This is a genomic window from Sinomicrobium weinanense, from assembly GCF_018863395.1.
GTDB classification, from domain to species: Bacteria; Bacteroidota; Bacteroidia; order Flavobacteriales; family Flavobacteriaceae; genus Sinomicrobium; species Sinomicrobium weinanense.
The window spans coordinates 60,349-83,141 of sequence record NZ_JAHKRR010000007.1; the positions used below are offsets into that span (position 1 = coordinate 60,349).

12 protein-coding genes are annotated in these 22,793 nt (G+C 45.0%); 7 read left to right on the forward strand and 5 right to left on the reverse strand.

Annotated elements, in window-relative coordinates:
• Positions 1-96: 96 nt before the first annotated feature.
• The 6 genes from KN811_RS17105 (at position 97) to KN811_RS17130 (ending at position 10,845) form a co-directional block, all read left to right on the forward strand.
• Positions 97-1,536 carry an MBL fold metallo-hydrolase gene (locus tag KN811_RS17105; protein ID WP_187964157.1) on the forward strand — a complete coding sequence of 480 codons (1,440 nt, stop codon included), beginning with the start codon at positions 97-99 and terminating at the stop codon, positions 1,534-1,536.
• Positions 1,537-1,918: 382 nt separating this feature from the next.
• Positions 1,919-3,448: an alpha/beta hydrolase-fold protein gene (locus KN811_RS17110; protein ID WP_187964156.1), complete on the forward strand. Its 1,530-nt coding sequence runs from the start codon at positions 1,919-1,921 to the stop codon at positions 3,446-3,448.
• An 802-nt stretch (positions 3,449-4,250) separates the two neighbouring features.
• Positions 4,251-7,463: a SusC/RagA family TonB-linked outer membrane protein gene (locus KN811_RS17115; protein WP_187964155.1), complete on the forward strand. Its 3,213-nt coding sequence runs from the start codon at positions 4,251-4,253 to the stop codon at positions 7,461-7,463.
• An 11-nt stretch (positions 7,464-7,474) separates the two neighbouring features.
• The gene (locus KN811_RS17120; protein ID WP_187964154.1) at positions 7,475-9,019 is read left to right on the forward strand and encodes a RagB/SusD family nutrient uptake outer membrane protein; all 1,545 of its coding nucleotides are present in this window, start codon (positions 7,475-7,477) and stop codon (positions 9,017-9,019) included.
• Positions 9,020-9,039: 20 nt separating this feature from the next.
• Positions 9,040-9,693 carry a fasciclin domain-containing protein gene (locus tag KN811_RS17125; RefSeq protein ID WP_187964153.1) on the forward strand — a complete coding sequence of 218 codons (654 nt, stop codon included), beginning with the start codon at positions 9,040-9,042 and terminating at the stop codon, positions 9,691-9,693.
• Positions 9,694-9,756: 63 nt separating this feature from the next.
• A complete protein-coding gene (locus KN811_RS17130; protein ID WP_187964152.1) occupies positions 9,757-10,845 on the forward strand; it encodes a DUF5007 domain-containing protein in 1,089 nt (362 codons plus the stop codon).
• Positions 10,846-10,918: 73 nt separating this feature from the next.
• On the opposite strand, the gene KN811_RS17135 is transcribed toward KN811_RS17130, so the two are convergent.
• From KN811_RS17135 to KN811_RS17155, 5 genes are all read right to left on the reverse strand, one after another.
• A complete protein-coding gene (locus KN811_RS17135) occupies positions 10,919-11,683 on the reverse strand; it encodes a LytR/AlgR family response regulator transcription factor (protein ID WP_187964151.1) in 765 nt (254 codons plus the stop codon).
• An 89-nt stretch (positions 11,684-11,772) separates the two neighbouring features.
• Complete coding sequence (locus KN811_RS17140; RefSeq protein ID WP_187964150.1) at positions 11,773-13,089, reverse strand: RagB/SusD family nutrient uptake outer membrane protein; 1,317 nt, start codon at positions 13,087-13,089, stop codon at positions 11,773-11,775.
• Between the two features lie 12 nt (positions 13,090-13,101).
• The gene (locus KN811_RS17145) at positions 13,102-16,440 is read right to left on the reverse strand and encodes a SusC/RagA family TonB-linked outer membrane protein (RefSeq protein WP_187964149.1); all 3,339 of its coding nucleotides are present in this window, start codon (positions 16,438-16,440) and stop codon (positions 13,102-13,104) included.
• Between the two features lie 21 nt (positions 16,441-16,461).
• On the reverse strand, positions 16,462-18,969 hold the full coding sequence (locus KN811_RS17150; RefSeq protein WP_247716545.1) for a zinc-dependent metalloprotease: 2,508 nt from the start codon (positions 18,967-18,969) through the stop codon (positions 16,462-16,464).
• 633 nt (positions 18,970-19,602) lie between these two features.
• The gene (locus tag KN811_RS17155; protein WP_187964147.1) at positions 19,603-21,159 is read right to left on the reverse strand and encodes a histidine kinase; all 1,557 of its coding nucleotides are present in this window, start codon (positions 21,157-21,159) and stop codon (positions 19,603-19,605) included.
• Positions 21,160-21,619: 460 nt separating this feature from the next.
• Between KN811_RS17155 and KN811_RS17160 the strand changes: the two genes are divergently transcribed.
• Positions 21,620-22,681 carry a transporter substrate-binding domain-containing protein gene (locus KN811_RS17160; RefSeq protein ID WP_187964146.1) on the forward strand — a complete coding sequence of 354 codons (1,062 nt, stop codon included), beginning with the start codon at positions 21,620-21,622 and terminating at the stop codon, positions 22,679-22,681.
• The last annotated feature ends 112 nt before the right edge of the window (positions 22,682-22,793 follow it).

A 22,793-nucleotide genomic window follows, 5' to 3' on the forward strand; every position in this document is an offset into this window, starting at 1 on the left:
AGGCAGGCCAATCAAAAGACGACCATCAACGCAGAGAAGGAATTCATGTAGTTTGAGAAAACAGAAGTGATATTCAAACGTTTTAAAGCACAAAAAATGGAAAGAAGAAATTTTTTGTTTAACCTGGCCGGAGCAGGCGCTGTTTCTTTATTGAGCCCTTATGAACTGTTCAGCAGCACCGTGACAAGCTCCGATAATTATGTTATAGAACAATTTCAGTATAAGGGACTCGCCCACTTCTCCTATATCGTAATGGCGGATCATAAAATTATTGTCATAGACCCTCAAAGGGATGCTCAGATCTATTACGATTATGCCAAAAAGCACAATGCCCCGATCGTTGGAGTGATAGAGACACACCCGCATGCCGATTTTGCCAGCAGCCACCTGGAGATCCACAAGACCCTGAATGTACCGATCTATTCCAGCAGTTTAACAAAACCGGGATATCCTGGCACTTCTTTTGACGAGGGAATGACCATTGATCTATCAGATAAAATACAGCTGCGATCCATGTATACCCCCGGGCATGCCCCCGACCATATTGCGGCGGTACTGGTTGAGCAAGGGAAAGATATCGCCGTATTTTCCGGGGATTCATTACTGATCGGGGATGTTGGCCGGCCCGACCTGCGTGATTTCAGCAATGATGTAGAAGCACAACGACGGAAACTGGCAGGAATGATGTACGACACCGTCCATAAAAAATTTGCCTCACTGGCCGATGATGTCATCGTATATCCCGCTCACGGGGCAGGCTCCCTGTGTTCAAGGTCTACAAACAAAGCCACAAGCTCAACCATTGGTAATGAGAAGATGCTTAATAACGCTTTTCAAAAAAGGACGAAAACCGAATTTGTAGACCACCTGTTGCGCGATCAGCCTTTTATTCCCAAATATTTCCAATATGACGTAATGCTGAACATAAAAGGTGCCCCGGAACTGGAGCCGAGTATATCGAAAATAAAATCGCTTCCTGAAAATTATCGTCCCGATGCAACGGCATTGATCATTGACAGCCGTCCTTCAGCACTTTTCAAGCAGTCTTATATACCCAACGCCATTAATATCCAGGCCGGGGGGTCTTTCGAAACCTGGCTGGGAAGTACGGTAGCTCCCGACACCGAATTTTACCTGGTCGCCGGGGATGAAACAGCATTAAAATCTGCGATCGGAAAGGCCGCTTCCATCGGTTACGAATCAAAAATAAAAGGGGCGTTTGTTTACGATGCAACAGACGGCTCCAGGTTTGCTGCTTTTGACAAAGACAGGTTTAATCCTGAAGGCTCATCATATACAATTGTCGATGTCAGAACCGAAAAAGAGACGGAGGAAGCGCCCATTTTTAAAAACAGCACAAACATCCCGCTTCAGGATTTAAGTGAACGCATTTCGGAAATACCCACCGACAAGCCCATATTTGTTCACTGTGCCTCCGGTTACCGTTCTGCAACAGGGAGCAGTATTATCAAAAAATATCTCCCTTCAGCCCAGGTATACGATCTGGGGGCTGCGGTTAGCAACTATAAAAAATAGGCAGAGAAAAGCATCTGTCATGGCTGTATTGCTTTTTATCGGTTTGTGAATCCTGGTATCTCCTAAATACATAAAAAACAGACTGGTACGGCCTCGAAGGACGACCGCCTGTTTTTGTTCATTGATTTTAGTTATACCAAAAATGCTTCCCGGTTCATTTTTATCCATTCTTCCCTTGGGGTGTACTGGAAGAGGGACCTGTCTGGCACCTCTTTTTTACCCTGCTTTTCTGTTCTTCGTTTCCTCTTTTTATTAAGAAACTGTAACTTCCCGGAGGATTATTCGTCACTTAAATGTGTTGGATATGGTGTGCTAGTCAAAAATGTCATTCGCACCTTAAACCAACTTTTGGTGTTGAAAATTATTTTAAACGAATATAAAAATGAACAAGAGATTCCAGATCCTTTTCCTATTGGTATGCATGTGTGGTGGTATGACCTATAAGGTAACTGCCCAGGATACCGTTCAAAAAATACCTCTCAACGGACTATTGGATTCTGTCAATTCCAAAGTATTGGGACAGAAGCGGTATATAGAGGTATTTACTCCACCCAATTATACTCCCGAAAGCACAAATACCTACGATGTACTGTATGTGCTTGATGGTGGCAACTGGAATACAGGGCTGGTAAAACAAACCCAGCACTTTGTGGAAGGAGAGGGCAATATGCCATCTACAATTATTGTAAGTGTAATGGGCATTGACCGAAACAGGGAACTTACACCCACATCCATGGAAAACTGGAAGGGATCCGGTGAAGGGGAAAAATTCCTCCGTTTTATAAAAAGTGAGCTCGTACCCTATATAGATAAAAAATATCCTTCCAATGGCGATAATACACTTTGGGGGCATTCTTTGAGCGGAATGTTTGTGCTATATGCCATGTTACAGGAAACCAGCACATTTAAATCCTACATTGCAGTAGATCCCAGCCTTTGGTGGGATGAGTTATATATACCGAAAATGGCGGGCAGCAAATTACCTGCTTTGAATACTAAAAATACAACCCTGTTCATTGCAGGAAGGGAAGGAACCGCTCTTAATGAAATGAAGATTGATACCATGAAGGCCATCCTCAGTGAAAAGGCACCTGAAAACCTTAAATGGAAAGTAGTGCTATACCCCGATGAATCCCATAGTTCCGTCCGGCTAAAAAGCACTTATGACGGGTTGAAGTTTACCTATGACGGGCTGACCAGCCACATTGAATTCCATCCGATGAATGGTATTGTCATGAAAGACAAACCCATCCCTATCTGGTATTTTGAAGATAAGGACCGCGTGCACTATACCCTGGATGGAAGGGTCCCGACCCCTGCTTCTCCAAAGGCAAAACCGGAGATCCTTCTTTCCGGTCCTGCCAGGGTTTACTATAAACGTTTTACCAACCGAAGCAGGCATGACAAAACTGCCATTGGTGACTTTACAACCGGGGACATAATCCAATCCAATCCAAAACCGAAAAACCTGGAACCGGGCGGGTTTAAATATGCATATTATGAGGTGGACGGAGACAAGTGGCCCGATTTTAAAAAATCGAAACCCGTAAAGACCGGGGTGGCCCATAAAGATTTTAATATGGATGACCTCCCGCGGAAAGACCATTTTGCCCTGCTCATGCAGGGGTATCTGGAAGCAAAAGAAGAGGGCTACTATATTTTTCTTTTTGAAGCCGATAAACATTCAAAACTCTACCTGGACAACAAACCAATCATAGAATGGACAGGCGATTACAGGAAACGGACGTACTCCTATATTATGCCGCTCTCTAAAGGTTTTCATTCCCTGAAAATCGAATATCGCTGTTTAAATAAGGACTTCAAATTACGGTTGAGCTATCTAACACCGGGTAACTTCGATACCAGGAATGTAACCCCGATTCCTTTTGAATTGCAGTATAGGATGAGGTAAAAGGCTTGATAGCCGATCAAAGGAAAAGCGGGAGAAGCACATTACACAACAGGATAAAAACTTCCGGTAAAGGAGTTGTGTGCAACAATAACAGATGTTTTCAGAATAATTAACGTGAATAATGGATAAGCTCTTTGAAGCGAAGATGTCTTAAACTGTAATCCTATTTGAATTTTTCTAAAAAGTTCCTCTACTTCGACAGGCTCAGTACCACGCCTTCATCTGAAGAGGAGAGCCGTTTTTCTCATCCATTATTCACGTTAATTAAGATTCAAACTATGATCCCGTTAAGGAATAAACTTAACTTATTTGATTACGTTATTCCATTCTACAAGATATCAGATAATTTTTTATGTTAAATTAACATAAAAAATAATTATATGTGATTTTAAACATAAAAAAATGTATATTAGCATCCATGAATTTAAGGTTTTTCATACGTTTTACAAGTAAAAATGTGCACGAACACTATTTTTTTGAAAATATTCCGGACAATTTTAAAAACTTTCTGACAGGCTAATTTACTTTATTTAACGGACCTCAACCGAATACAATTATAATAATTGACCTGTTAAAAATGTGTTCGAGAACATATTTAAAAGGTTCTTTTTCAAACAAAGCATACAGGAGATATAATAACCATAAACCACTTAACTGATGAAAGGAAACACCAAAGCGTATCACATTCCGGTACGGGGTCTTGTACCCGGATAAAGAAAAAATCAATTTCCCCATGGCGTACAGCCGTCCCGGGAAAACACACACTAACTAAAATAAAATCAACCAACTAAAACTACGAAATATGAAGAAATACTTACTCGTGTTTTTTTCAATGTTTCAGGTTTGTATTTATGCCCAGCAATCCGGAGTAACGGTAACGGGAAAAACCACAGACTCAGAAACAGGAATTTTGATACCAGGCGCCAACGTTGTGGAAAAAGGCACCATGAACGGAGTTTCCACAGACTTTGATGGAAACTTTTCCATACAGGTTTCCGGTCCGGAAGCTGTTTTGGTAATTTCTTATGTAGGATATAGCAATCAGGAGATCCCCGTTGGAGAAAAGACCTATTTCGAAGTCCGGCTAAAAGAAGAACGTACGGAATTAGACGACGTTGTACTTGTAGGGTACCAGAAAGTACATAAAAGAGATGTCACGGGTGCCGTGTCCAGTGTCAGGAGCGATGCTTTGGAGAGTATCCCTGTCCTGAATGTGTCGGGGCTGATAGCCACGCAGGTCACCGGTATGCAAAACGTGACCATGACCGGAGCCCCGGCCGGCAGGGGCGCCCTTGTTATACGTGGAAACACAAGTATTGGCGGGGATATAGATGCCAACCTGGCTTATAGTACCCCGCTATACGTTGTAGATGGTGTTCAGACCAGTTTAGAGGACCTGGCGGGTTACGGAGTGTCCAATATGGACTTTCTCGCTTCCCTCAATCCCGATGACATTGCTAGTATCGATATATTAAAAGATGCTTCAGCAGCCGCAATATACGGATCAAGGGGCGCAAACGGTGTAATTATCATAGAAACGAAAAAAGGAGCGGCCTTAGACAAGCCGGAATTTTCCTTTTCCACCAGCATGGGTATTCAGCCACAGCCCGACTTAGTGCCGATGCTGGCAGGTGCCGCAGAACGCCGGGCTAAAATGGATATGTTATACAATTGGTGGACACCGGCAGAAATGCAATCCGGACATACGCCCATGGTGTTGACCGATAGTATAAATCCAGCATTCAATAATAATATAGACTACCAGGGGCTTTTTTATAAAACAGGGATCACCCAAAAGTATAATTTCAGTGTCCGGGGCGGAAGCGAAAAGACCAATTACAGGGTTTCCCTGGGATACGACAACCAGGAAGGGGTTATTAAAGGAACCGGTGTAGACAGGATAACGCTTTCCACGAACCTGAATTTTACAGCAGGGCAAAAATTCAGGAATCAACTCATCACCAGGTTTACTTATACCGACCAGCAAACAGGGCAGGGAAATCCGTATCTGGGATCTTTTGACCTGAACAATTCCCTGCCGGTCAATCCCGCACAATTACAATCTTCATTATTTTATGTGTCAGATGAGCGCCTAGCCTCATTGAACGGGGAGTTAAATGACAAAATGAACCAGGACAGGACGGTAAATTTCACCATTTCCAACTTTGCCACTTTAGACCTGCTGGATGGCTTAAGTGCCAATTCACAAATAAGTTTTGTATATGACAGCAACAAGAAAAATTTTTATGAGCCTTCTTCGGTAAGAACAGAAAGAGATGGTTTTGCCAGTTATGCGCTATACACCCGAAAAAACCTTACGGCGGAAACCTATCTGAGTTTATTTAAAAATTTCGGCGGAGGGAACCACGAGGTGACGGCTGTATTGGGAAACAGGGTAGACTATAACCAATATGAAGACATGGCGCTTAGTGCTATCGGTTTTGGCAGCGATGCCATTAAGGTCATAAACAGCAGGTATACCAAAGACCAAATAGAAGGGTATACCGATATTAGTGCCAATGCCTTGGTTTCGTTCTTCGGCAGGGCTACCTATGCGTATAAGGACAGGTATCAACTGGGGGTTAACTTCAGTATGGATGGTTCCTCCAGGTTTGGTAAGGACGTACGCTGGGCCAAATTCCCTTCGGTTTCCGCAGGCTGGATAGTTTCTGACGAGCCTTTCCTGGAGCCTCTTATTTCCGGGGTTGTGGATTACCTGAAATTAAGGGGGAGCTGGGGGATCAACGGAAAACAATTCCCGGAGAATTATCTGAGGTTCGGTGCCTACGACCTGGGTTATGGAGGAAACAGGTCCTGGTACAATATTAATAGCTCGTATTGGTCCAATCAAATGAATGTGTCCACATATGGAGGAATTACCGGTGTAATCCCTAATTATGATAAAATAGGGAACGCTTCCCTTTCCTGGGAGGAAACCAAACAATGGAATATTGGTTTTGACCTGGATATGTTTAACCGCAGGGTCAGTTTAACCTTCGATGCCTACCACAAGAACACTGAGAAACTCTTTTTTGACGTATTATTCCCGGCCTATTCCGGCTATAACTCGGCACCTACCAACGTGGCCGGCGTTATTAACTATGGCTGGGAGTCGATGTTGCGTTACCATGTGTTTCCCAGGACCAATGATCTGCGTCTGGAATTAATGTTCGGTTTTGCACAAAACAAGAACTACGTGTCCAAACTTCCCAATGGAAACCGCGATTATATAGGAAGTAATTATGGTTATGTGGTAGGAAGGCCGCTTAACCTGTACAAAATGTTCATCAACGATTATATCATTGACGACCTGTCGCAATTACCGGTAAACCCATTTACCGGAGAACCGTTAACGGGGAAAAGTGCATGGGCCCCCATACGGCCGGGCTTCCCTATTTGGAAAGATCTGAACGGTGACTATTTACTGAATGAAGAACACGATCAGAAGTTAACCACGGATTATTCTCCCATTCCCGATATTCAGGGTTCTTTCAATATAAACCTGCAGTACAAGAAATGGTACTTTCAGGCGTATAGCCAGTTTTCTTTCGGGGCAGATATCAAAAACACGGTGCTTAATAGTTATATGGATGCTTATGACAGGGCAAGTAGTCCCTGGGCAGAAAGAGGATTGGCAGACCTAAGCGAATACAGTTTCTGGCAACAGCCCGGAGATGGGGCAGCAGGTGTAGATTTTCCCGCTTTGTATCCAAAACCCCCGGGCTTGGGGCCCTGGTATGGATTCAGGGGAAACCAGAGCATGTGGATAGAGAGTGGTGACTATTGGAAAGTGACCAATGCTTCCATAGGTTACACGTTCGATCAGCAGGACAACTTTATGAAGAAAATAGGGTTGACACGCCTGCGGTTGTACACATCCGTATTAAACCCCTACCAATGGCAACGATCCAAAAAGGTCGTGGATGCTTCCATGGTAAATGCCAAAGGGGAAACCTATGGAAACGGATATCCCCAGGCAAGGACAATAATGATAGGGATCGACACAAAATTTTAATCTGAAAAGCGATGAAAGGAATTAAGAATATCAAAATATACGGAGTGGTCTTAACCTTATTGACTACAATGAGCTGTTCAGACCTGCTCGACCAGGAACCCGTAAGCATTACACACCCGGATGTTTTCTGGGACAGCCAGGCCAATGCAGAACAGGCACTGGCCGGAGCCTATGGCCTGTTTAAGGAAGCGATCCTGACGCAGTCGAATTTCATGTATTGGGGAGAATGGACGGGAATGACCTTTATGGACAGCCGTAACTGGATCGTAGGCTATATTGAAGGTGGCGGAAATTACGTGCTCGCCTATAGGGATACATCCAGGAACTGGAAAAATTTCTATCGTGTGGCAAACTGGGCCTATACCATGGAGCAATACGTAAAAGAAATGCCTGTCGAATTGTTCGACTCGGCATCTGAAAAAGACAGGATATTGGGAGAAGCAGCCTTTATAAGGGGGCTCACCTATTTTTATATGGCCAGGATCTGGGGCGATGTGCCCATTGTAGAGCAATCTATTGAAAGTTCAGACCAATTGATCACGGAAGACGGTTATATCGTCCAAAATCCGAGAGAACCGGAACTGGACGTCCTGAATTATGCATTGGAAGCTACGAACAGGGCCATAGGGCTATTGGAATATTCATCTCCCGGCACCCAGGGCTGGGCCATTACGGCCAATAAAGCCAGTGCCGAAGCATTAAAGGCACATATAACCCTATGGTATGCAAGCAGGGATAATGATAATGCCGATATGATCCAACAAGCCATAGCGGCCACGACTTCGGTAATTAACAACAGCGGGACCAGGTTAATAGATTATGTGGATGAAGGACAGGAAGGTTTTGACAAAATGTGTATAGGCCAGTCAGAAACGGGCTTGTTCGAGGTGAATATAAGTTCCGACATGGATGAGTCCTTTCGTTTGCGCCAATCCGATGGGAACCATACAGGGCTTACGCTTAATGCCCCTATTTGGCAGAGCTTAAATACGAGTATGAGCCCGCAAATGAACCCGGATTTTTACGGTAATGAAATGATGGCAACCCAGTCCGACAGGGAAAATGACGTCCGGAAAGAGCTCTTCTTTTACGAGTATGAGCCGGACGCCGAATACTCCTTCCTGATGAAATATTCCCATACGAAAGACGACCCGGCCTCAGAAGATGCCTACGCCCTTTTTTCTGAATCGAACATTTTGATCTTCCGCCTGGCCGATATGTACCTTTTAAGAGCCGAAGCGAATGCCAGGCTGGGAAATTCTTCAGAAACAATTATGGACCTGAACACCATTCGCAGCCAGGCCAATGTTCCGGATTATACAGGAGCTACGGACAGGGCATCACTTATGAAAGCTATTTTCGACGAAAGGGCTATTGAATTCGTAGGAGAAGCACAATCGGGATACGACAGGATCCGGATGGATTATTTTGAAGGCGTACCATGGGTAAACCAGGCGAGAAATGATAAAAAAGGTTATTTCTGGCCCGTACACCCTTCAGTGATATCCATAAATCCGGCAATTGTTCAAACCGAATACTGGAGAGGAAAATTATAAGCAAACTAAAGGTAATTAAGATGAAAAATATAGCATTAACAATAATAACAGCAACCCTGTTGTCTTTGTGCTCCTGTGACAGCAGCGGAGATTATCTGGAAGACGGCGGACTGAGCAATCCGGAAGTCGGAATGAGCACGGTAGAATTTTTTCGGTCGCATGATCAGTTAGACACCCTGGCGATCTTAATTGACCGGGCAGGAATGGAAGAGCTGTTTAACTCACAGAACACGGTCTTTGCCCCCAATAACCTCTCGATCAGGAATTACGTTAACGAGATTTTGACTGAAATGAGAAAAGAAGACCCTCAGGCCGAATTCACGGTAAATGATATTCCTGTTGACACCCTGACCACATACCTGGGAAGTTATGTTTTTGAAGAGAAGATCACCAGAGAGAATATGACGAAAGAACAAGGCAGGATCTATACCGCAGCAAACGGTGAGGAAAGAAGGATTTCGCTGGAGCCTACGGGAGCATATGAAGACCAGCTCGACTCAAGGCCGGAGTATGTATATATCACCTATAAGAACGGAGAGGAATGGAATGATTGGGATGATACTAACAGTGATGACGATAAATTCGCGGTTAAAACCTCTAACCTCATCTCTACCAACGGAATAATTCATGTGTTACAGGGAGAGCATACTCTTTTTAACTATGAAAGTGACTAACCGGTATCATTTTTAAAATGGACGGATCTTTTATTTCAAAAAATCAAGCATAAAAAGATACAGATGAAAAATATAATTTATTATTTAATGGTCATAGCCCTTGTAGTGTCGTGCAGCCCGCCCGAAGTAGGGTATATAAGTGATGACATCCACGCCCTGGAAGATACTATTTTTGTTCCGAGAGGCGTCTTTACCAAAGGTGCGGCTCCGGCCATAGAAGGATCTACCTATCCCATTCACTGGGAAATAACCGGGGTTACGGACGGACAGGGAAATTCAACAAATGCTTTATTCGAGGAATATGAATTATTGGTATGGAAAGAATCCTTTAATGCCGATACCGATACCACCCTGGCATTGGTGGAAGAGAAACTGGAGCTGGCCGATAAGCCTACCATCCTTATAAATGATGTTAGCGGGGAACTGGCTTTTTCACAGGCAAGTGAATTTGTGACAGACCATGACATATTTCACGTGAATATGAAAGCAACAAATGTTAAAGGCGAACGTGAATTCGACGATTTTGTGGTTGTAAAATTAGAGCCTTTTAAAGCAGTGGTGTTCCCTACAGAAATGAGATCGGGCTTACAGCTAGGGAAGGATGACGGAAGCTGGAATCTCGATTACACTTCCACCATTACAAATGATTTTGATGACAATGTACCCAGCGTACTCGATGGTTCTCACCCCTACTTTTCCATTCAAAAAACAAGTGACGAGCCTGCAGTGGGAGTTAAGGTAAAAATGATCATTACAGATAGTTACGACAATCCGCTAAATCCTGAAAAAGTAGCGTTCTATCCAAGTGATGCCAGTTACTTACAGAATTATCACGATAATTCGGTGGAAACCGTTTCCGATGACACATCCACCACATTTTCACTACCTGCCCCTCCGTTTCCGCAATTTTCAAGGTCATATCAAAACGGCCCCAGTAGTTATTTAATGTATTACCTGAGTACCGAAGATGCTTTTACCGTAGATAAGGAAGCCTATGAGGCAGATAACGGAGCTAAAGACTGGGCACCTTATACAGATCCGGAGACCGGGGAAATAAGGAACCGGGCATATATCCGTTGGGGCATTAAGATCATCGATTCCGGTACCTGGGAAATAAAAATGAGGATTCCTTATACGAAAGTAAAGGAATAAATCCTGTTTGATATAAGAAGCGAAGGGAGACACAACAAACAAGACGAATTCTTTCCGGGATAGTACATGAAGATCAGGCATCCAGCCATTCTTTGAAATACCTGGTTTCGGTCTTGCTGATAAAGATCCTTTCCTCACCCGGAACAGGTTGGTTTAATACAACCTCGAGCCTCAGGTTATCGTGTTTTACAATCCTGGCTACCGATGCCATACTAATGACATAATTCCTGTTGATCTTAAAAAAATCAGCAGGGTTTAACCTGGTGATCACATCCCGGATGGTGCTGTTATACAAAAAACTGTTCCCGTCCCCGGTATAAATGAACAAATGCTTGCCCGAGGCGTAGAAAAAGGAAATGTCCCCGACTTCAATGGACCGTAATTGATGGCCGTGGTTGACGAGAAACCGCTTTTGGTACCTGGTCTCCCCTTCCTTAAAAAACCGTTGTAAGGCGTCCAGCTGATATTGCTGCCCATAGGTCTGTGTAATCTCCCTGAATTTTTTTAAGGCCCTGTTCAGGTCATCGGCATCGAAGGGCTTCAGCAGGTAATCGACCGTAAAGTGTTTGAAAGCCCTGATGGCATAGGCATCGTATGCCGTAGTAAATATTATGGGGGCAGGGATCCGGACGGACTCCAGGATCTCCATGCTGTTGCCATCTTCGAGGTGTATATCCATGAACACCAGGTCGGGCATGGTATCGCTGAAATAACACAGAGCTTCTTTTACAGACTCGAGGACCGTAACCTTGTCTATGGTCACGATGTCCTGGTTTAACAGGTTTTTTTTCAGGTAATTTGCAGCCAGATCCTCATCTTCTATGATAACAACATCCATAAGCTCGAATTAAGGCCCAAAAATAGGAATAAATAGAAAAAGCCCGGCAGATGATCTGCCGGGCCTTCAGGAAATCAGCTAAATACTATTTATAATTCGGGGTTATTTAATTTCGCATCCTGGGGATAACGCAGTGTATACCGTGGGTCTCCTTCCTTCAACGTATAAATAACATCGTTAAAAGCATGTCGTATTTCTATTTGTTCCCTTCTCCTCAGGTCGAACCATCGCTGTCCTTCCAATGCTAATTCCTTTCGCCGTTCTTCAAATAACAGCCCGGAATATGTTTCCCTGTCTGCTTCAGTGAGCTGTTCTTCAACGCTGCTGTAATGATCCGGGGCATACCTGTTTTTCAATAATGTTTTAAGTGCCTTTTTCGACTGGTCGGGGTCTCCGAGCTCCAGCAGGGCTTCGGCTTTTAGTAAATACAACTCCCCTACCCTGAACGAACATTTAAATTTCTGGTCCCCGCCTTTGTTCGATTTAAACCCGGAATCATCGCTGGAGAAATAAAGGGGAAACCGAAGATCATTTTCCCGGTCGTACAATGCTATCAGATCGTCATTGACGTAGGCTGCATTATTTACCTCGGCCTCAAAGACGTCCTCAAGGGCCAGGATCGATTCTGCAGCGTTGTAGGCATTGGGTTGTACATCAGAGAAGTTCAGGTCTGTAAGGATGTTTTTAATTTCCAGCGCCCGGTCTATGGCTTCCACGGCTTTGTCCCATGCCTTCATATAGGCATGTACCCTGCCTTCGAAAGCATAAACGGCCAGCAGCGAGAAACGATAGTTCATCCCGGTTTCCTGCTCTTCCACCACCAGGAGGTCCCTGGCCTTTTCAATATCAGACAGTACCTGCTCATAGATCACTGCTACGGAAGAAGGCTCGAAAACCTGTTCCAGGTCAATTTTCAAGGCCAGGGGAACCCCCTTGTCCGATGAGGCAGAGGCCTGGTCAAAAGGCTTGCCATAAAGGTTGACCAGGTTAAAATAAGTATAGGCCCTCAATGCATAGGCTTCACCGATAAGCTGGTCTTTCTCCGCCGAATCTTCCATGGTCTTAACACCCTCGTTTATGATGTAATTGGTATAAAAGATAACATTGTAGAATTGTATCCAGGGATAGGGTGCGGTCTGCGGATCGGGATTGACATCCTCCCACAAATACACATCTTTGTATGAGGGGGCATCGGTCGAGAGTTCGTCCAGGGTCAATTCGTCGGCCCGGAAAGCCAATCGCGATTTGTGCTTCGGGAAGGCATGGTAGGCCTTGGTGAGGAGCCCCCTGTTCTCTTCCAGTGTCTTCGGTATTACCTTTCCTTCCGGTTCTATGTCGAGATAACTGTCGCAACCCGTAACCAGGACTGCTATAAACAGATATGCTATATAACTTATATTCTTCATGCTTTCCTGTGTTTAAAATGATACGTTAAGGCCCAGCGCTATTGATTTCGGAATGGGCTGTGCATAGATATTACCATAGGTTTCCGGGTCGAAATACCCCGAATAATCGGTACTGATCACGAACAGGTTCCGCCCTTCCAGTGAAAACCTTACCTGGTCCAGGTTCAGTTTTGATATTACCGTATCGGGCAGGCTGTATCCCATCCGGATACTCGAAATTCTGAGGTAGCTCATCTCGTCCACGAAGGTATCGAGATAAGACATGGTATTTACATAGTTCAGGTCTGCAAACCATTTATAGGCCATCCACGAATCGCCCGAACCTGAGGTCTCCCCGACAATTCCCGGCAGGCTGGAGCTTGTATTGGTGGACGACCATGCATTTAAAATATCGGTCGTATAATTCTGCCCCCGGTCCACCTGGGCGGCATTGTACGGCAGGTTCTTTACAACGGTCTGTTTTAAGTTAAAACTGGCCGCTACGGTAAAATCGAAGTTCTTATATGAAAAATTATTAATAATACCACCGCTGTATTTGGGGTCTCTGTCGCCTACATAAGTAAACAGGTCCCTGAACTCTTCATTGCTCAGGCCCGATTGGGTATAAAACCCGGGAAGGGTCTCCGCCCAAGGATCTATAAGGTCAAAGAACTCCACGGCACTTACCTTTTGATCGCCCTTCCGGAACAGCGGATATCCGTTTTCATCGATCCCGGCCGTTTTCAGGGCAAACACGGCATTTACGGGCAATCCTTCGCGCGATGGTAAAAAGCTGTTTTCCCTGATCTGTATCTTATCGACCTTGCTCTTGTTATGGGCGATGTTGATGTTCGTTGTCCAGCTAAAGTTTTTTGTAACTATATTCCTTGTGGTCAGGGCGAGTTCAAACCCCTTGTTCGTTACCTGGGCCCAGTTGAGATTGGTAAACTCAAAACCGTTTTCCAGGGGAACGGACTTCATCCCGATAAGATCGGAACTCCTTCTTTTATACATATCGAAGGCTATACTGATCCTGTTCCCCAGCAAGCCAATGTCGGTTCCGATATTATAATTTTCGGTTTTCTCCCATCGCAGCTTGTTATTGGGCGGAGAGGTCACAACAACGGTCTGCTCGTTAGTACCCGGCAATATCGAGGCGTTTCCGTATTCTCCGATAACAAAGGGCGAAGTGTTCCGGTCTATATTGCCCTGCAGGCCATAGGAAGCCCTTAATCTCAGGTTAGAAATGACCCTGCTCTCTTTCAGAAAATCTTCTTCAGACACCAGCCATGAAGCGGAGGTGGACCACAATGGCAAATATTTGTATTTCGGGTCCACACCAAACAGGTTGGAACCATCGTAGCGCACACTGCCGAACACGGTATATTTCCTGTCGTAGGTATAGGAGGCCGTGGCGTAGAAGGAGGCATATGCATTTTCTATCCTGCTCCTGTTATAGGCTTCATAGGTACTTTCGTTGGCTACATCATCGTTCGGGAACATGATCGGGGTGGTGGTCAGGGTCTTGGGGTCGTATCCAAAGCCTTGTGTGGCAATGATCTTTGAGTCGGACCGCCGAAGTTCGGAACCGATCATGGCATCGATCTCGTGTTTTTCAGAAATACGGGTGTTATATTCCAGCAGGGACTTCCAGTTGTACTGGAAAAACGACTCTTCCCAATTCTGAATGACTCCGCCTTCGGGCAAAAAATAATAATAATCCCCCAGTTCGGAATCGTAGCGGCGGGTCCGTTCCCGCATTTTTCTTGTGAAATAGGAATCACCCGAAGCATATTTTTCTGTGCTGTTCTTGTCTGCCTGTAAGCCCAGTTGTGTCGATATCCTGAGGTCGTCCGTAATACTATAAGAAGCATCAAAAATAGCTTTGAGGGCACTGTTTTTGAGTTCATAGGAGGTATTTTCCCTTTCTTCCAGGAAATTAAAGGGCACATACCTGCCTTCGAACCCTTCTATATCCCGGTCGTACCGGTAAGAACCGTCATCGTTGTACGGGTTCAGGTATGGGTTTGCATTCCTGGAATAATTGGCCGGGTTCGTAAAAGCGTCCGTACCTGTAACATAAGATTCCTTCCCGGATTGTGACGCGAACAGGGACACCCCTACCTTAAATTTGTCCGAAAGGTCATAATTGTTCTTCAGGGTAATATTATAGCGTTCAAAACCGGTATCGACCGTAGTTCCCTCTTCGTCGTAATATCCCAGTGAAAAGTAATAATCAGATTTTTCGCTTCCTCCAGAGATACTCAGGCTATACTGGGTGTTTGCTGCGGCGCGATAGAGCAGGTCACCCCAATCGGTGTTGTTTTGCTTTAACCGGTTAATGGAAGCCCGGGTATGGCCGCTCAATGCGGAAAAACCGTTATTCCGGTACATCTCCAGCTCACCTGCATTATTGAGTATACGCATCACCTCTCCTTTGTCGGTCCTGAAATCGAGGTCTTCTCTTCGGGCCAGTGCCAGTTCAAAATCGACTTTTTCCGATGCATTCATCAGGTTTAACTTATCGAAATCGGGACGCATCGTATAAAAGGTATTTGCCGAAAAGTTAACACTCATCCTGCCCTTCTGCCCTTTCTTCGTGGTAACGACAATAACCCCGTTTGCCGCCCTGGCCCCGTAAATTGCAGTTGCCGCCGCATCTTTGAGGATGGTAATGTCCTTGATGTCATCGGGATTGATACCTGCAATGGCATAGTTTCTCAACTGATCGATATTGTCCTTATCGCCAAAATCAGGAACATCGTTTCCTTCAAGAGGCAGACCGTCTACGACCCACAGGGGGTCCTGTGGCCCGGACAGGGAGGCTGTTCCCCGGATCCTGATTTTGGCCGGTGCCCCGGGCGCCCCGGTTTGCGGGGTAACGACCACCCCGGCCGCCTGACCCTGTAAAAGCATGTCTGCACTGGATACCCCGATCTGTCTGGCATCCTTCATTTCTACTTTGGACACGGAAGAGGTCAGCTTCCTTTTCTCCACTTTCTGGTATCCGGTGACTACCACTTCGTTGAGAGTGCTCATTTCTTCTCCCAGGTATATCTGGTAAACCGACCTGGACGAAAGGTGAATGACCTGTGTCTCGAAACCTACATAGCTCACGGTCACCTTTTCTGTGCCCCCCGGAATTTCGAGCGAAAAGTTACCGTCAAAATCTGCTACGGCCCCTACACTGGTGCTCTGTATTACACCATCCACTTCTGTTTCATTGGCTATGGTCCTGGAATCTATATACACCGAGGCCCCCGGTAAAGGCATTCCGTCCGCCTTTGAAAAGACCTGCCCCGTGATGGTCCTAGTTGTCTGGCTAAAACCGATAACCGGTAATAACAATAGTAGTAGTCTTATCCTTTGCATTACATAAAGTTTTAATAAGGTTTAGTTGTTAATCGCTTCCTCTATCCTGTTGATCAGATCCTGGTAGTGCATACGCGTATCCCTGTCACCTTTGTTCTTTTTCTTTTGAAGCAACCGGAGCAGGGTGCGCAGCTCCCCTTTTTTGACGGATGTGACTTCCGAAACTCTTTTTATCGATGTGAAATTGATATTTCTCGCGGCCTTACCGCTGTTAACAACATGGTTGCAAATGGTTGGAATTTGCAAAGATGCAGGTATTTGTAACGACTTTTTAGATGTTTTCTCAAAAAGTTTATTGATATCCACGATCAGGACATCCACATAGTTTTTCTGGGTCATCCGTTCAAAAGTGTCCAGCGATTTATTTTTCATCGTTTTGGCGAAGACGTGATTCCTCGTCTGGTCGAACAGGTCATTTACCGTAAACTTTTTTCCCTGGTCCGAGGCATACATTCCGCTTTCCAGCAGCCTTAACAACCGGTCGTCCTGAAAGAGGCTGTAAAGCACGCTGTACTGCAGTTCGCGTGCCAGGGTATACGGCGAGTATTCATAAGGTCCGAGGGGGGAATCCTTCAAAGGGAACGTCTTTTCGAGGATATCATTGACAAACAGCCATCCGGGAAAAGTAAAGACCTCGTTGTTCAGGTAGCTTACGGCCTTTTTCTGCATGTCGTACGCCACCGGTTCATAGGACCTCTTTCCGTCCCCGTGTACTGTGGTGTTCAGGTAAACCCCTCCGACATTATTGAGTACATGGTTGTTATACAGTTGCCACTGCCCTATGATCCCCATATAAAGTTTTCCCGATTTGTAATAGCTATCCCCTTCTTCATAGGTCCAGTCCAGGACATGGGCGAGAACGCGTTTCAGGTTTTTGATCCCGTATTGGCTGGCCCGAACGGCATCGTTCCCCAGGTCTTCAGACTGTGAGCGCGGGTCTATGGTATGTTTGTAGTCCTGTTGTTCCCCGTAGAAGTACAAGGGGTCGTTGTTGTGCTGTGATACAAGCTCCTTCAGGTATTTTTCTTCTTTGGAGCGGTCGTCAAACCAACGGTATCCCCATTGGATCGCATATTTATCATAGATCCCTATACTCGGGGTAATTGCTTTTAGATGGTCTTCCGGTTGTGCCACATAATTATACCTTGCATAGTCCATGATGGAAGGGGCCGTTCCGCCCATTTTATCCGTAAAGGTCCTGGACCTCAGGGAATCCACCTCAAAAGCATATGATGCCCCCATGTTGTGTTTTAAGCCGAAGGTATGCCCGACCTCGTGAGACGAAACGAAGCGTACGGCTTCTCCCATATGTTGGTCGTTAAATGTATTACTCCGGGATTTTTCGTCTATGGCCCCTGTCTGTATCCGCATCCAGCTGTGAAGTGATATCATTACATTGTGCCACCATATGATATCTGCCTCCAGGATCTCCCCGCTACGGGGATCGACCACCGAGGGTCCCATGGCATTCGATTTGGGGGATGCGGCATATGTGATCACGGAATACCGGACATCGTCAATATCAAAGTCGGCATCTTCTCCGGTCGGTTCTTTGGCAATTACGGCATTCTTAAAACCCGCCTGTTCAAAGGCGACCTGCCAGTCGAACACGCCTTGTTTGATATAGTCCCTCCATTTTTTCGGTGTGGACGGATCGATATAAAATACGATCGGGTCTTTGGGTTCTACCAGTTCCCCGCTTAAATAGCGTTCGCGGTCCCCTGCCCTGGGTTCCAGCCTCCACCGGGTGATTAATTTCCGCTCTTCCATGGCATGCTGCTCATCGTTGAAATACCAGCGTTTCTTGCTGAAATATCCGACACGCTTATCCAGGAACCTCGGTTGCATCGGCTCTCGGGGAAGAAGTACTATATTACAGGCCACCCGGATGGTTATGGGCAACGAAGCCCCGCCTTCGGAAACCGAAGTGGAAAGATCTGACTTGATCATCACATTCCGGGGAAATGCCTTGGTCCCGACTATATAGGAAAGGCCCGATTTCACAGAGCCGCCCAGGCCGGTATTGTTAAGTACATCGTTAAAGCTCTGTTCTTTTCCGTTGAATACTTTGTTGACCTTTATAACAACCGATGCTCCTTTTTTATTTTTGGAGGCAATGTCAAATGCTTCGACTATGGATGAAGAAAAATTGTTTTTCACCGAGTTGGTGATCGCATCTTCCCCGGGCGAAGACACCATCGGGACCAGAGTCCGCACCCAGATCTTCTCTCTCAGGGTGTCCTTTTCAAAAGTGATCACCTTATTTTCAAATTCCATCCCTTTATTGAGCCCTGCCTCGTTGAGCTGCAACGGCACCCTGGATATTTTATTTACAACGAGAAACTCCCTTCCCATCAGCGAATCGGGGATCTCAAAATAATAGTCCTTCTTGTTTCTGATAATATTGAATATCCCCTCTTGCAGTGTCCCGCCTTCCAGGAGCTCACTGTACTTTTTCAGTTTGGATGTATCGGAAGAATCTTTTTCCTTTTCATTCTTTTCGTCTTTCTCCTGGCCCTGTACATGCATGGAACCGGCAATTAAAAACCCCGTGAGGAGTATTCGGAAAATACGGATCATATAAACATTAACTTTTAGTTAGAAACTGTTTAAAATTTGTTTTTGGAATATTTTATGGTGTATTTTTTCGTCAGACGAAGGTATTTTGAGACACATAGCCACGGTTGCTGAGCAAAGCCGAAGTATAGCTACGTATCGAAAAATACCTGAAGTACGGTTGCTGAGCGCAGCCGAAGCATGGCGGAAAAAGACGCATAAAAGAACCGAAGGATAAAATTTAAAAGTTTCTTAAATTTCAGCTAAAAGTCCATGACCTGTACAGGTATTCAAAATAAAACGGAGTGGGTTAACAAAAAAACGGAGTGAACGGGATATATTCAGAAACTGCCTGAGCACTTCGGCAAGCTCAGTATATCACTTATCGAAAAGGCTCAGGGCATCGTCTTAAGTACTTTTAGGCGCCTTTTTCCGTGCCGTCGGTTAAAAGATTGATAGGAGATTGAATCCGGCTACGCCGGAAGATTGAACAAGATTGAAATACTTCAAATCAATCTCCTTCAATCTTACAGATCCATTATTTTCAGTACCTGGCTGTACTTCTACACAGTTCAGTAATCGTTGTTTTGTACCAAAAACAGTCCCTTATAATAACGGGAGTTCACAAATAAAATCATGCTTTTCCCGGAAGACCTTAAAGCCGGTGATCTTGTAAAAATCATAGATCCGTTTCAGGTACTGCAATCCAAGCCCTTTTCCCTGGACACGTTGAGGCTTTTCCTGATACGTGTTTTTAACGATCACCAGGTCTTCCTTTACCGTGATCTCAACCATAAGGGGGTTTTCTTTGGTGGCTTTATTGTGTTTTAAGGCATTTTCAACCACGGTCTGCAATGCCAGGTATGGAATGTTCCGTTGCAAGGCACTTTTGGAGCTGATATGGAGGTGGAACTCCAGTTTATTCCCAAATCTTATGCCCTGCAAGAACATATATTCCCGGATAAAATTCAGCTCAAACTCCAGTTTGGCAATATTAGACCTGGGAGATTGGACCAGATATCGATAGAGGTTAGAGAGTTTAAGGGTGAATTTCTTAGACAGGTCCTGGTCCTGATCGATCAGTGTATAGAGGGCATTCAGGGAATTAAACAGGAAATGCGGATTCATCTGTTTTTTTAATTGCTGTAATTGCAAAGAAGCACTTTCTTTTTGAAACACTTCCTTTTCCAGCGCCAGGGATGCCTTGTCCTTTTGCAGCAGTTCCTTTTCCCTGAATTCATTACGGATGGCCCTTGTGAAAAAATAAAATACAAACAGTAGCAGGCCTGTAGATATAAAATAGATCGCAAAACTGTATTTTTTGATCTTATTAATGTCCTGTTCATTAATGCTTTTGGGAAAATTAACGGCGATATAATACTTTTCCCCGCCTATATAAAAAGGCTGGATATACCGGATGACATCGAGCTTCAGAAACTCCGATTCCACCAGGCGTTCATTAAATTTATGTTCCTGAAGAAGTGTATCTTCCGGGATAACAGGGATAAATTCGAAAACATTCTTGCCTATATACGCCATTTCGGGATGGACCAGACACGTCCCTTCCCCACTAAAAACATAAGCATAACTAAGGGAATAGGTATCGATATCCCAAAACAGCCTTTGAATGGCTTTGAGCTCAAGGTCATACCCGTAATAGACCGTCCCGAACGATCGTCTGGCCTTTAACCGATTTCTCCACAGATAGCGCCCTTTATCGTCCCTGACAATCTCGCTGTGCGTATTCTGTGGAGACTCTGCCAGTGCTGTTATGGTACTATCGGGCAGGATCCGGCCCTTTCCGTTCCGGCTATTGGTATGAATATCCCGGATACCGGACCCGCCGCCCACGTAAAACCATGTATTGACCACCATACTGTCTGCTACCTGGAGGGTGCTCAACATGTTCAGGTCTTCGAGAACCTGTTTTTCGCCACCACCTTGAGTTATGATCCTTTTGGCATCCGACAGCGGTTTCTGTAACTGGTTCAACTGGTACCTGACATGCTCGTATTTCTTTTGAAAACTCCTGCGGGCAATATCACGGCTCACCTCCTGAACCTCACTGGACACCAGGCTACTGAGTATAAAAGTGGCCACGATTGTGATAATGACCACAACAAATATAATAGCGATATAACTTTTAACGGAAAAATATCTCATGGATATACTGCCCTTTTGAATGATCTTTTGACGCAGGGGATTGACAAAGATAAACCATGCCAGGCCTTATACGAAACACAAAGCCTTTATGTATAAAAAAAGCCGGCATACAGACCGACTTTTAAGACTAATTCAAATTACATGACCCTACGGGAACAACGTTCAACAGACGATCAGGCTTACGGGATAAAATTAAAAAATAACCCGCCCCATCAGGTTCAAAAGACCGTGAAGCCTTGTTATGTGGTAGTAAACGGGCTTTTTTGTGTAGTGAGCGGATTTGAGGTCCCGAACAACTTGTTAAACCAATTTGATTATTTAGCTTAACAGACCGTTAAACGGGTATATACAGGGAAATGGAAAAAACGCTCCGAAAGCCATGAGATCAACCGGCTTTTTTGTTTTATAGAGGCATTTTAGTAACTTCATCTCCATATAAATCCTTCCAACCATGACCGTCATGCACAAAATCCTTTTTCTTTTTTGCATCTTATTTTCAAGCCTTTTACTAAAGGCCCAGGATACCCTGAACGTGGTGCCGGATAAAAAAGTGGTGATCGGCATTACGGAAACCCCACCTTTTGTGGTTGAGGAAGGCGAAGAACTCTCCGGACTGAGCATAGCTTCCTGGGAGCTGATAAACCGGAAACTGTCTCTTGATTACGAATACAAAAGTTATCCCGACCTTACCACATTACTACAAGCGGTAGAAGACGGAGCGGTAGATTTCAGTATCAATCCTGTTACGGTTACCGACCTGCGTATGGAGCGGGTAAACTTCTCTCAGCCTTATTTTATATCGCATACTGCCATCGCCAAACGAAAGGAACACCTGGTATGGCGTTTCTTCAAGAACCTGTGGAGCTGGAAATTTATGTCGGCCCTGCTCCTTTTACTAGGAGTGATCTTTATATTCGGGCTCCTTATATGGTTTTTTGAACGCAAACACAATCCCGATGAGTTCGGCGGGGGAGCCAGGGGAATAGCGCAGGGGTTCTGGTGGAGTGCCGTTACCATGACCACGGTGGGTTACGGAGATAAATCTCCACGTACCACCGGAGGCAGGTTTGTAGGGTTTATCTGGATGTTTCTCGCTATTATTATTATTTCCAGTTTAACCGCAGGGATCGCTTCTGCGCTGACGGTACAGAGCATGAACGACAAGATCGGGGCGGTTTCGGACCTGGAACGGTTTCACGTAGCCACAGTCAGGAATTCCGGTTCGCAGGAATTCCTGGACCAGTACGACATCAAATACATGGCCCTGGAGAACCGCCGGCAGGGATTTGATCTGCTCGATAAGGACCCCGAAGCCGTTTTCATTTACGACCAGCCCATTCTTCAATACGAGATCGAAAAACAGGATATCGGGGACAAAGTGGAAGTATTGCAGAAAACCCTGAAAAAAGACTATTACAGTTATTCCTTTCCCAAGGGTTCGCCCTGGTTATCCCTTATTAATCCCGAACTTGTAAAAACCCTGAAAACCATGGAATGGCGCAGGCTCATACGGGATTACTAACCTGCCTCAGCCGATCAATTCCAATAAACGGGCATTGTATGCTGTCTTCGTGGGTAACGATCAGCAAATCCCTTTCCGCCGGAATAACAAGAACACCTTCGGGCATCTACAA